Genomic DNA, 12047 nt, shown 5'->3' with positions numbered 1-12047 from the left:
CAGGGCAAACGGCAGTAGAGCGATCCAAATTGGACGCGCGACGCTCTACCCAATCTCGCCGTTCCTCAACCACCAAAACGCCCGCCGCAGGGGCTGAAGTCCGGGGCAGGCAGGAACCGGCACGGTTGCGCGGGCCGGAGGGTCACGTCAGTTCGCAGCGCGGGTGGCCTGATCCATTAGCGCCTTGGCCGTCTTGATCGCATCAGCTTCAGCAAGCTTGCCCGACCGGACGTCGCCAGCGATTTCCAGCAGGCGGCTGGCGATCACGGTGCCGGACTCGGCCGCTTCGGTGATGCGGATGCCGTTCTTGACGGCAGCGATGCGGTCCCATTCGGCGCGCACTGCGGCCCAATAGCCCTTGGTCGCCGCCCAATACTCGTCCGCCGCCTTGACGCTGTAGCCGTCGAACCTGGTGTAGGTGTTCAGCACATATTCCTGCACCACCGGCTGAAGCTTGCCGTCGAACTGGCCCATCTTGGTGTTGTCCTGCCAATGGACCCAGCCGCCGGGGAAGTTCTGGTGGCGGTTGATGCCGAGATAGCGGTCATAGACCGGCCCGCGCACCGCATCGCGGCGGGCGAGCGGACGCCAGATCCAGTTGGAGCGCCAGCGCCGGACCCCGCCCTCGGTCGTCCACTGGCCCCAGCCGCCATAGCGCGGGCTGTCATCGACCTGATACACGGTCTGCGACCAGCGGCCGGCGCGCATGCGTTCGGGCACTTCTTCCCAGGTCCAGCTGTCGGGGCCGGAATAGACCAGCACCTTTTCCGGCTCATATTCCCAGTCCTGTCGCCAATGCTTGATGACGTGGTCCTTGCCCTCATGGGTCACGACCAGCAGGTGCTGAAGGCGGATGATGCGGCCGGTATCCTCGATCACGCGGACCGATTCATGCCCGCCCGAAATCTTCGCCTCGATCGGCGCATAGCCCCCACGCCACGGCGTCGATTCGCGCATGTCGAACTTGACCTTGTAGTTACCAGCCATCGCCAGAATGTCGCGGCGGTCGGCCTCGAAACTCGCCTTCTCTTCCTCGGGCGTGCGCACCCGCACGGGGCCGTCGGCCAGCGCCGGGGCGGCGGTTGCGGTCAGCAGCGCGGCGGCGATGCTCAATCGAATCCAGTGTTTCACCTTACCCTCCGTTGATGTCGGTATTCAGAAGCGGAAGCTGACCGACACGCTGCCGTTGCGGCCCGGCTGGGTGTAGGCGTCCTTGATAGTTGAAGTCGGCGACAGGCCGCGCACATCGCTCCACCAGGCATAGGTTTCGTCGGTCAGGTTGAAGACGCCGCCGCGCAGCGTGATGCTGTCAGTGACCTTGACGAATGCGGTGAGGTCGAGCGTGGTGAAGGCGGGCGGGGTGTAGCCGCCGCCGGCGCGGTCGGTTTCCTTCTTCGCGCTGTGCGTGGCGATGAGTTGCCCGCCGAACCGCCCGCCCGGATCGCGCCAGCCCGCGCCGATCACGACCTTGAACGGATCGACCGTCAGCAGGGGCGAGCGGGTGCCGCTCGGCGCAATCTCGTCACCCGTGGCGTAGGCGATCGAGAGGCGGCCGGTGAAGCCGGTGTCGCTCCACGCCTCGAACTTGGCCTCGATCCCTTCGACCTCGGCCTTGTCGATGTTGATGAACTTGTAGATCGCCGGATCGGTCGGGGTGAAGCTGCCGCCGACCACCTCCTGCGAGATGAAGTCGTCATAATCGGCGTGGAAGGCGGTGACGTCGAGCCGGACATTGTCGCTGAGGAAGCGCACGCCTGCTTCGAAACTGGCGCTGGTTTCGGGGCGCAGATCGGGGTTGGGCGCGGCGATATAGCCAAAGCCGAGATTGCCGAAGAAGGCGTTGACCTGGCTCGGTTCGGGCGCCTTGAACCCCTGCGCATAGTTGGCGAACAGGCGAACGCGCTCGCCCAGCTTCGCGACCACGCCGATCTTGGGCGACACACGCGACCCGCTCTGCGCGACCGGAGTGATGCCCGGGAAGGTCTGGCTCGTATCGGGGGACAGGTCGAAATGGTCGAAGCGCAGCGCCGGGTGCAGCGTCACAGGACCAAGCGCCACTTCACCCGCCGCGAACAAGCCGATCAGCGTATAGTCGGTATCGGGGAAGGCGCGGGTCGGGAAGGTTTCGCCCGCCGGCGGGACGGTCCCGTCGCGCAGTCCCTGCTGCTCGGTCCGGCTGACGTCGCCACCCAGGATGATCCGCAGCGGCGCCTCCGCCGTCCCGAAGTTCAGCCGCGCTTCGCCCGCTGCGCCGTAGACGCGGTTGGCGAAGATGTTGAGGCGCGTGCGATCGACCGCCGGGTTGCGATCCTCGGACGTGAACTGGCTGTCCTCCGAATCCTGAAGATAGACGGCGAGCCGCGCCGCCTCGATCGTGCCGTCGCCCTGCCAGCTCCAGTCGAGTCCTGCGCGCCAGCGATGGCCGGTGTCGGTCGCGTCGAGGTTGAGCACGCTCGCGCTGTGGCCGGTCAGCACATCGGTGTAGAGGTGCGTGTCGAGATACTCGCCGGTCAGACGGATGCGGTGCCCGCCGCTCTCCCAGACCAGCCGCCCGAGCGCGGCGTTCGACCGTCCATCCTGCGGGTTGGGCTGGGTCCGCGCCGCGCCGGTGCCACCGACGGTCCCCCGATTCTCATATTCATGGAAGTCGCGGCGCGTATAGGCCGCCATTACCGACCAGTCGCCCGAGCGCCCGGCGAGGATCGCGGTCTCGCTGAACTCGTTGTCCGCGGAGGAATAGGCCGCACGCACGAGGCCACCGACATTCTGCCCCGTGCGCAACAGATCCTCGGGATCGCTGGTGATGAAGCTGACCGCGCCCGCCAGTCCGTCGCTGCCGTAAAGCGCCGACGCCGAGCCGCGCAGAATCTCGACCGACTTGATCAGGCCGAGGTCGACATAGTCGCCGCGCCCCACGCCCTGCGCGCCGAACGTGAACCCGTCGGGGACGCGCACGCCATCGACCTGGATCAACACGCGGTTGCCGCCGAGGCCGCGGATCGTGAACCCCTCATTGCCCGCGCGCCCCGTGGTGCCCAGCGCCGCGCCGAAGCGGGTCGGCTGGCGCGCGACGCTCACCCCCGGCTCGAACCGCACCAGTTCCTTGATGTCGGTGACGAGTTCATCGGCGATCTGCGCTTCGTCGATCACGCTGACGGTCGCGGGCGCATCCTGCGTCGCAATCGGCGTGCGGGTCGCGGTGATGGTGACGACGTCCTTGGGGTCGGCATCCGCGTCGTTTGCCCGCGCGGGCAAAGCGAGCAGCGCGGCGAGCGCGACTCCCGAGACAAGAACGATACGCTGCGACTTCATACCAAACCCCTTCAACTTGCGAATGCGAGTGATTCTCATTTGCGGTTCGAGTAGGCGGCGTCGTTTCGGGTGTCAACCACGTCGGCATAAATCGCGCATGACGAAGGCCGCGCGCCGCGTTAGAAGCCGTCGCATGCAACGTCCCAAGCTCTCGGTCGTCGTGCCGTGCTACAATGAAGAAGGCTGTCTCGAGCTACTCCACGGTCGCGTTTCCGCAGCGGCGCGCGCCGCGGTTGGCGACGATTATGAAATCGTGCTGGTCAATGACGGGTCGCGCGATGGCAGCTGGGCGGTAATGCAGCGACTGGCAGCCGCCGACCCGCATCTGGTCGCGGTCAATCTGTCGCGCAACCACGGGCATCAGCTTGCGCTCACCGCCGGGCTCGACCTGTGCGCGGGCGAGGAGATTCTCGTGATCGACGCCGATCTTCAGGACCCGCCCGAGCTGCTGTCCGACATGCGCGCGACCATGCGCGAACAGGGCGCGGACGTGGTCTATGCGGTGCGCCGCAAGCGCGATGGCGAGACGTTTTTCAAGAAAGCGACCGCCGCGCTCTTCTACCGCATGCTCGACCGGATCACCGACACGCCGATCCCGCTCGACACCGGCGATTTCCGCCTGATGACCCGCCGTGCGCTCGACGCCTTTCTGTCACTGCCCGAACAGGCGCGCTTCATTCGCGGCATGGTCGCCTGGGTCGGGTTCCGCCAGGTACCGTTCGTCTATGACCGGCATGAGCGCCACGCCGGCGAGACTAAATATCCGCTGGCCAAGATGGTCCGCTTCGCGCTCGATGCGGTGACCGGCTTCTCGACCGCGCCGCTCCGCTTCGCCAGCCATGTCGGTCTCGCACTCACCGGCCTGTCGGCGCTGCTGTTCCTTTACATCGTCGTCGGGTGGCTGTTCGGCAACGCGGTGCAGGGTTGGACCTCGACGATGCTGGTGGTGGTGTTCCTCGGCGCGGTGCAGATGTTCGTGCTTGGCATGATCGGTGAGTATCTCGGCCGCCTCTATGTCGAATCGAAGCGGCGTCCGCTCTACCTCGTCGCCGATGTGGCGGGGCCGGTGAAGGGTCACGCCTCACTCGGCTACCGCTTCCAGGATTCGGGGAGGTCACCGTCGCGCCGTTCGCGCCCCCGCGCGCCGACACCGACGAACCCGCACCCGCCCCCACCAAGACGCCCAAGCGCAAGCCTGAACCGCCGACGCTGCTGTGAAGCACGCCTTTGCCCTTGCCGCGCTCGCGCTCGCCGCGCCGGTTCTCGCACAGGACGCGCCGTCGTTGCGCGACCGGGTCGAAGCGGAGTTCGCCAAGGCCCCGACCGGCGCGCGCTTCGGGCTGGTCGTCGGCGATGGCGCGGGGCGTGAGATCGTGTCGATCCGCCCGGACGAGCGCTTCATCCCCGCGTCCAACACCAAGATCGTGACCACGGCCGCAGCATGGTGGACAATGCCTGACGCGATCACCGCGCCCGACACCAGCGGCGGCGCGGCGGTGCGGGTCGAGGGCAAGGACGTGATCCTGACCGGGCGCGGCGACGCCCGCCTGTCGAGCGCGGCGGATTGCGTCACCAACTGCCTCGGCCAGCTCGCCAACGCCATCGCAGCAGGTATCCGCCGGGTCCGCAACATCACCGGCGACGCGACCCTGTTCCCCGACGAACGCTGGAGCTCGGGGATGAGCTGGAACAACATCCCGTCGCGCTACGGCACCGCCAATTCCGCGCTCACCCTCGACGATAACGAGCTGGCCGCGACCGTCACCCCGGGCAAGCCGGGCGAGGCACCGAAGGTCGAGCATCTCGGCTATGTAAAGATCGACAATCGCGTCGTGACTGTCGCGGGCGGCAAGACCGATATCGATTTCGACCGCCTCCCCTTTGACCGAACGATCCGCTTCACCGGCACCATCGCCGCCGACGCGACGCCCCAGACGATCCGCTTCGGCATCGACGACCCGGCGCATTATGCAGCATGGCGGCTCGCCGCGATGCTGCGCGAGCGCGGGGTGAAGGTGAGCGGCACGATCACCTCGCGCTATCGCACGCTCGATCCCGCTACCGACGATCCGGCGAAGCGCGCCGCCCCGCCCCCGCGCCCACCCGCTCCGGTGTGGCTCGCCGCACTGACCCCGCCTCCGCTGGCGGAGGATGTGCACACGATCAACAAGGTCAGCCAAAACCTGCACACCGAATTGCTGCTGCGCCGCACCGGGCTGGTCGAGGGGACCGGATCGGTCGCCGACGGGCAGAAGCGGGTTGCCGCATTGTTCGCCGCCGCCGGGGTGCCGCGCACCGCGTTCGATTTCTCCGACGGATCGGGCATGTCGACCTATAACCGCATCGCGCCGCGCGGCATGGTCACCCTGCTCGACTGGATCGCGCGCCAGCCCTGGGGCGCGGCGTGGCGTGAGACGCTGCCGGTCGGCGGGGTCGATGGTACCCTGTCGCGCCGGTTCAAGGGCACCGCGCTGGAAGGCCGCATCTTCGCCAAGACCGGGACGATCAACGCGACCAACGCGCTCGCCGGCTATATGATTGGCAAGAGTGGAAAATTGCTCACCTTCGCCGCCTATGCCAATGATGTGCCGGGGGATGCGTCGGGAACGCCGATGATCGACGCGGCATTGGTGGCGGTCGCCGAAGCGAACTGACGCCGCCCCCGATGAGGGGGAGAAGGCCATGCTGCTCGCCGCGATGATGCTGGTCCAGGACGCCCCCCGCGCTCGAAGCGGCGGGGCGCTACGCCGACGCCGAGCGCGCGCGCCGGACGCACTATGAACAGGTCCAGCGGCGCGGCTCCGCTACTGTCGCGGCGGCAGATGCTGCGGAGAAGCTCGCCGACAATCTGGCGATGCAGTTGCGCCTCAACGACGCCGAACCGCTCTATCGTCGCGCGTTCGAGATCCGGCTGGCCAAGCTTGGCGAGAAGCATGGCGACACCGCGCGCAGCCTGCGCCAGCTCGCCGCGCTGGCGATGGCGCGCGGCGCGCTGAACGAGGCGGGGGCGCTGGCGCGGCGCTCGCTCGACATTCAGCGCGCCGTGTCGCCGGGAGCGATGGAGCTGGCTTGGGCGCTCAACGCCATGGCCGAGGTGCTGGCAGCGCAGGGCAAGGCATTCGACGCCGAACCGTTGTTTGCAGAAGCGGTGACGATTGCTCGCCAGATCGGCGACCCCGACCTCGCCATTCTTCTCAACAATCGCGGCAATAATTTCTACCGCATGGCGACCGCAACGGTGATCCCGCCAATGTTCCGGCGGCGCGCGGGGGCCACCCGTTCGGTGGTCGCACCCACCGACATGGAGGATAGCGGCGGCCTCGATCCGCTGCGCAAACGCGCCTTCCTCACGCAGGGTCGCGATCTGTTGAACGAGGCGATGCGGATGTTCACCGCCGCATCGGGCGCGGATCATCCGGACGTCGCCAACCTGCTCAACGGCCTCGCCGCCAATTACCGCGCCGCCGGGATGACCGCGGAGGCGGAGGATCGCTACCGGCAGGCGTTGAGTATCAAGGCGCGCTTCCTGCCCCCCGACAATCGCGACCGCATTATCGGCGAGTGGAGCCTGGGCGACCTGCTCGCCACCCGCCCCGGACTGGAAGCCGAAGCCCGCAGCCGGTTGCGCGCGGCAATGGCCGGGGCGATGGAGTCACAGGCCCGTTTCCGCACCTTCGACGCGGCGGCGAGCAACGAGTTGCGCAGCTACGCGCCCGTGTTCGCGACCAGTATCCGCGTCGCGTGGCGGCTATCGCTTACTTCGGCTGTGCCAGCACGATGATCGAAAGGCCGGGCGGCATCGGCACGCGGCCGAGCAGATGGCGCTCTAGCCCGAAGATCTTTTCGAACGCCCAGTTGAGCGGCCCCGGCGGTGGCGAATCGTCGCTGTCGTCCTTGCCGGTCAGCTTGCCCGCCAGTCGCGCGGCGACTGCAGCGGGGAACAGCAGCGAGTTGAACCAGCGCAGCTTGCGCCACTTCAGCCCCGCCTTTTCCAGCGCGGCGGTCAGTGTCGCCTTGGAATAGCGGCGCTTATGGTGGTTCACCACGTCATGCGCGCTCCACATCCATTGATGCGCCGGCACGGTGATCAGGATCGTCCCGCCGGGCTTCAGCCGCTTGGCCATGCCGGCAAGCGCGGCGACATCGTCCTCGACATGCTCGACCACGTCGAGCACCGCGATCAGGTCATATTGACCCTCGGCCACACCGCTCAACTCGGGCAGTGGCGCGCTGCCGACTTCCTTGCCCAGTCGTGCGCTGGCGACGCTGCGCGCGGCGGCGTCGATTTCGATCGCGTCGACCTGCCCGAACGCGCCGAGCATGGGGAGGTTGTGCCCGGTGCCGCAGCCGATCTCGAGAATTCGCGCGTCCTTGGGCGGCTTTACATAGCGCGCGATATAATCGGCGAGGATGTCGCGGCGCGCCACATACCACCAATGGGTGGAATCATGCTCGGCCATGCGGTCGTAAACGATGCGGTCCATGTTAGGGTCTGAACTCACTTAAAACGAGGTCGAGACGGAGCCGAATTTGGCGCCAGGCGAGGGGAGAGGAGGGAGCGATGGGATTACATCGTGACCGACGATCGACGACGCATGGCGCCAAATTCGGCCCGCCCTGCGCGGTCGCCCGTGGAAGGCCGCCGAGCAGCGTCGCTTGCTTGCGCGTAGCGCTGCTACGCGTCTGCGCTGCGCTCCTTGTCGGCGGCCTTCCACGGGCGATCTCGATCCTCGTTTCAAGTGAGTTCAGACCCTCTACCCAAACACCCATTGGCGGTTGAGTGCAAATGTCGCGACGGGGGTTACGGTCACGATCGGGATCAGCGGCACCCATTCGGGATAGTGCATCAGGTCGGCGAGCACCCAGGTGAACAGCGCGTTGAGCAACAGCCCAAAGCCCTGGACGATCAGGAATTTGAAGTGCTGGCGCCCGCTATTGTCGCGGCTGCCATGCCCCTTGAAGCTCCAGAAGCTATGCAGGAAAAAGCCGCAGGTGACCGCGACCGCAAAGGCGAATGGCACCGCCGCAACGGCGAGGTTCGGGAACACCCACCACACCAGCGGCAGATAGACGGCCGAATAGATCACGGTGGAGATGCCCCCCGCGATGCCGAAACGGATCAGCTGGCCGAGCATCCCGCTCCGCCGCAAATCGTCCAGTCGATGAATGAGTGAAGCCACGCCCGCCTTGCCCTGAACTCGCGCGCCGCCCTAATGCTCGCGCTGCAGAAGGGGAAGCAGTTTTGAGTTCGACACGATTCGCGGGGTTCGACCTCGAACACGAGTTGACCGCGCGATGGGTGCGCTGGGCCCTGCTGGCCTGGGCCGTCATCGCGGGCTGGTATCTGTGGCAGCGCTGGGGGCTGATCAACGCGCTCACGCTGAGCGATACCGACGACAATATGCGGCTGATGCAGGTACGCGGCCTGCTCGCCGGGCAGGACTGGTATGACCTGCGGCAATATCGCCTCAGCCCGCCGAACGGTCTGGACATCCACTGGTCGCGCCTCGTCGACCTGCCGATCGCGGGGCTGATCCTGCTGTTCCAGCCGTTTACCGGCACGGCGATGGCCGAACGGCTGGCGGCGGGGATCGCGCCGCTGTTTCCACTCGCCGTGACGATGCTGGCGATGGGCGCTGCCGTCCGCCGGCTGATCGCGCCCGCCGCATGGACGCTGGCGATCATCATCCTGATGGGCTGCACCGCGACGATGGCGCAGTTCGTGCCGCTGCGCATCGACCATCATGGCTGGCAGCTCGCCTTTCTCGCACTCGCCGTGATGGGCATTGCCGACCCGCAGCGCACGCGCGGCGGCCTCACCGTCGGTTTGGCGAGCGCGGGCTCGCTGACGATCGGGCTGGAACTGCTGCCGTTCTGCGCGATGGCCGGAGCGATCGTCGCGCTGCGCTGGGTGTGGGACCGCGACGAAATGCCGCGGATGCGCGCTTATGGCCTCAGCCTCGCGGGCGGGAGCAGCGCGGGCTTCGTGCTGTTTGCGTCCAATGCCAATTACGCGATGCGCTGCGATGCGCTGACCCCAGTGTGGCTGTCGGTGATGGTCGCGGCGGGGGCGCTGTTGTTCCTCCTGAGCCTCGCCAATCCCGCCAATCGACTTCTCCGGCTGGGCCTTGCCGTGATCGCAGGCAGCATCGTCGCGGGCGGGTTCGCAGGGTTGTTCCCGAATTGCCTCCAGCGCCCGGAAGGCGTGTCGGACGAGCTGGCCGAAACCTGGCTCAACAATGTCCGAGAGGCCCGGCCGATCTACAAGCACAGCTTCGGCATGGCGTTTCCGATGGCGGTGCTGCCGGTGATCGGCATCATCGGCGCGGGGTTCGCCGCATGGCGTGCGAAGACCGCCGACCAGTTGGTCGCCTGGGTCGCGATCGGCCTGTTCACCGCCTTCGCCGGAGCGATGCTGTTGTGGCAGGTGCGCGCGGGACCGGCGGCACAGCTGCTCGCGGTGCCGGGCGCGGTGTGGCTCGCCTGGACGGTCATGCCGTGGTTTCTGGGGCATAAGTGGATGGCCGTGCGCGTGCTGGGATCGGTCGCCGCCTTCCTCATGGTATCCGGCCTTTTCGCCGGGTTCGTGGTCAAGTATCTCCCGGTCAACGGCCCGCCGAGCAAGGTCCGTGTCGCGGTAAGCAAGGCGAACAGCCGCTGCATGAGCGCCGCCGCGATGCGGACCCTCGACCGCGCTTTGCCCCCCCTCGACCCTGTTCACCCATGTCGACCTTGGCCCGCGCCTGATCGTGATGACGCGGCACAAGGGCATCGCCGGCCCCTATCACCGCAACGAGCGCGCGATCCTCGACGTCCACCACGCCTTCAAGGGCGCACCGCAGGCGTTTCGCGGCATCGCGCGGCGTTATGACGCGCAATATCTGCTGGTCTGCCCCAATATGGCCGAGACGACGATGTACCGCGCACGGGCGAAGGATGGGTTCTACGGTCAGTTGGCCAAGGGCAACGTCCCCGACTGGCTGGAGCCGATGCCGCTGCCCAAAGGCGCCCCCCTACCGGCTGTGGCGCATCCGGTACGACCGCTGAGGCTCGCGCCCTAAACCCCGAAGCTCCGCTTCACTCCGTCGATCACGAACTGGATCGCCAGCGCCGCGAGCAGCACGCCGAGCAACCTGGTAATGACCGATTCGATCTTTGCTCCGAGCACCCGCATCAGCGGTCCTGCGGCCAGCAGTGCGAACAGGGTGAGCGCGAGCACCAGCAACAGTGCGCCGAACACTGCTGCAGTCTCGCCCGGCCCTTCCGCCCGTGAGACCAGCAGCATGATCGTCGCGATCGACCCCGGTCCCGCGATCATCGGCATCGCCATCGGGAACACCGATACATCCTCGACCTCCGGCGTCTGCATCACCTTTTCCGCGCGATCCTCGCGGCGCTCCTGGCGCTTCTCGAACACCATCTCGAGCGCGATGATGAACAGCATGATCCCGCCCGCGATGCGGAACGCGCTGAGGCTGATGCCGAGCGTCCGGAGCAGAGCTTCGCCGACTAGCGCAAACACCAGCAGGATCGCGGTGGCGATCATCACCGCGCGCACCGCCATCGCGCGCTGCTGGGTCGGGCGCGCGCCCTTGGTCAGCCCGGCATAGATCGGTGCGCAGCCGGGCGGGTCGATCACCACGAACAGCATTGCAAAGGCGGACAGGAACAGCTCGATCATTGCACTTGCCTCTCTGCCAGTTTGCGTTCCCAGGCGAGCGCATCGCGGACGATGCGGTCGAGATCGTCATATTGCGGCCGCCACGGCAGCGCCGCCAGGATCGCGCGATTGTCCGACACCAGCTCGTCCGGGTCACCCGCGCGGCGGCCCTCCATTCGGCGCTCGATCGTCACATTGGTCACGCGATCGACCGCGTCGAGCACTTCGAGCACCGAATAGCCACGCCCATAACCGGCGTTCAGTGTATGGCTGCTCCCCGGATCGGCGATCAGCAGGTCGAGCGCATGGACATGGGCGGCGGCAAGGTCGCTGACATGAATATAGTCGCGCACCCCGGTGCCGTCGGGTGTCGCGAAATCGGTGCCGAATACCGAAACCCCGTCGCGCTTGCCCGTCGCCGCCTCGACTGCGACCTTGATCAGGTGAGTGGCGCCCGCCGTGCTCTGTCCGCTGCGCCCTTCGGGATCAGCGCCCGCCACGTTGAAATAGCGCAGCGCGCAATAGTTGATCGGGTGCGCGGCGGCGACGTCCTTCAGCATGATCTCGGTCATCAGCTTGGACATGCCATAGGGGTTGATCGGCTGTTTCGGCGCCTCCTCGCGTACCGGCACGACCTCCGGGATTCCATAGGTTGCGGCGGTGGAGGAGAAGATGAAATGCTTCACCCCTTCCGCCACTGCGCTCTCGATCAGGCTGCGGCTGGCGGCGGTGTTGTTGCGGTAATATTTGAGCGGATCGCTGACCGATTCCGGCACCACCACCGACCCGGCGAAGTGCATGATCGCGGTCACCTGATGCTCTCGGATCGCGGCGCGGACCTTGTCCTCATCGGCGATATTGGCGACGATCAACGCTGCACGCGGATCGACCGCCCAGTCGAAACCCGTGACCAGATTGTCCAAAACGACGACGCGCCACCCCGCATCGAGCAGCGCGAGCACCGCATGGCTGCCGATATAGCCCGCCCCGCCCGTCACCATCACCGTGCCGTCGCGCATCTTCGTCTCACCCCTAGTTGCGCGTTGCGCTCAATCCTATCTTGGGCCTCGTAGCA

General features: G+C 66.8%; 10 protein-coding genes and 2 pseudogenes. 6 read left to right on the top strand and 6 right to left on the bottom strand.

Annotated elements, in window-relative coordinates:
• Window positions 1-147: 147 nt before the first annotated feature.
• Window positions 148-1131 (bottom strand): DUF6607 family protein, encoded by a 984-nt coding sequence (locus LRS12_RS12535; protein ID WP_257844828.1) that lies wholly within the window; start codon window positions 1129-1131, stop codon window positions 148-150.
• A gap of 24 nt (window positions 1132-1155) precedes the next feature.
• Window positions 1156-3312 carry a TonB-dependent hemoglobin/transferrin/lactoferrin family receptor gene (locus tag LRS12_RS12530; protein ID WP_257844827.1) on the bottom strand — a complete coding sequence of 719 codons (2157 nt, stop codon included), beginning with the start codon at window positions 3310-3312 and terminating at the stop codon, window positions 1156-1158.
• A 133-nt stretch (window positions 3313-3445) separates the two neighbouring features.
• On the opposite strand from LRS12_RS12530, the pseudogene LRS12_RS12525 reads away from it, so the two are divergent.
• From LRS12_RS12525 to LRS12_RS12510, 4 genes and pseudogenes are all read left to right on the top strand, one after another.
• Window positions 3446-4408, top strand: a pseudogene (locus tag LRS12_RS12525) (glycosyltransferase family 2 protein); the annotation flags it as partial.
• Window positions 4409-4595: 187 nt separating this feature from the next.
• Entirely contained in the window at window positions 4596-5966 is a 1371-nt protein-coding gene (gene dacB, locus LRS12_RS12520) for a D-alanyl-D-alanine carboxypeptidase/D-alanyl-D-alanine-endopeptidase (protein ID WP_257844826.1), read from the top strand.
• 89 nt (window positions 5967-6055) lie between these two features.
• Window positions 6056-6526, top strand: a pseudogene (locus LRS12_RS20385) (tetratricopeptide repeat protein); the annotation flags it as partial.
• A 9-nt stretch (window positions 6527-6535) separates the two neighbouring features.
• The gene (locus LRS12_RS12510; protein ID WP_374581293.1) at window positions 6536-7093 is read left to right on the top strand and encodes a tetratricopeptide repeat protein; all 558 of its coding nucleotides are present in this window, start codon (window positions 6536-6538) and stop codon (window positions 7091-7093) included.
• Here the strand turns inward: LRS12_RS12510 and LRS12_RS12505 are convergent.
• Together LRS12_RS12505 and LRS12_RS12500 are read right to left on the bottom strand one after the other, a co-directional pair.
• Window positions 7068-7796, bottom strand: a complete 729-nt coding sequence (locus tag LRS12_RS12505) for a bifunctional 2-polyprenyl-6-hydroxyphenol methylase/3-demethylubiquinol 3-O-methyltransferase UbiG (protein WP_257844825.1) — start codon at window positions 7794-7796, stop codon at window positions 7068-7070. The genes LRS12_RS12510 and LRS12_RS12505 overlap by 26 nt on opposite strands.
• A gap of 270 nt (window positions 7797-8066) precedes the next feature.
• On the bottom strand, window positions 8067-8447 hold the full coding sequence (locus LRS12_RS12500; protein WP_224921476.1) for a GtrA family protein: 381 nt from the start codon (window positions 8445-8447) through the stop codon (window positions 8067-8069).
• 149 nt (window positions 8448-8596) lie between these two features.
• On the opposite strand from LRS12_RS12500, the gene LRS12_RS12495 reads away from it, so the two are divergent.
• Entirely contained in the window at window positions 8597-10183 is a 1587-nt protein-coding gene (locus LRS12_RS12495; protein WP_308223015.1) for an AcrB/AcrD/AcrF family protein, read from the top strand.
• The gene (locus LRS12_RS20035; protein WP_308223014.1) at window positions 10065-10373 is read left to right on the top strand and encodes a hypothetical protein; all 309 of its coding nucleotides are present in this window, start codon (window positions 10065-10067) and stop codon (window positions 10371-10373) included. The genes LRS12_RS12495 and LRS12_RS20035 overlap by 119 nt, the downstream gene beginning before the upstream one ends.
• On the opposite strand, the gene LRS12_RS12490 is transcribed toward LRS12_RS20035, so the two are convergent.
• Complete coding sequence (locus LRS12_RS12490; RefSeq protein WP_257844824.1) at window positions 10370-10993, bottom strand: MarC family protein; 624 nt, start codon at window positions 10991-10993, stop codon at window positions 10370-10372. The genes LRS12_RS20035 and LRS12_RS12490 overlap by 4 nt on opposite strands.
• Window positions 10990-11991 carry a UDP-glucose 4-epimerase GalE gene (gene galE, locus LRS12_RS12485; protein WP_257844823.1) on the bottom strand — a complete coding sequence of 334 codons (1002 nt, stop codon included), beginning with the start codon at window positions 11989-11991 and terminating at the stop codon, window positions 10990-10992. Before galE ends, LRS12_RS12490 begins: the two co-directional genes overlap by 4 nt.
• Window positions 11992-12047: the final 56 nt, after the last annotated feature.

The sequence above is a fragment of the Sphingomonas sp. J344 genome (assembly GCF_024700005.1).
GTDB lineage: Bacteria > Pseudomonadota > Alphaproteobacteria > Sphingomonadales > Sphingomonadaceae > Sphingomonas.
Note: the sequence above shows the minus strand (reverse complement) of the source record. Positions and strands in the feature narration are given on the sequence as shown.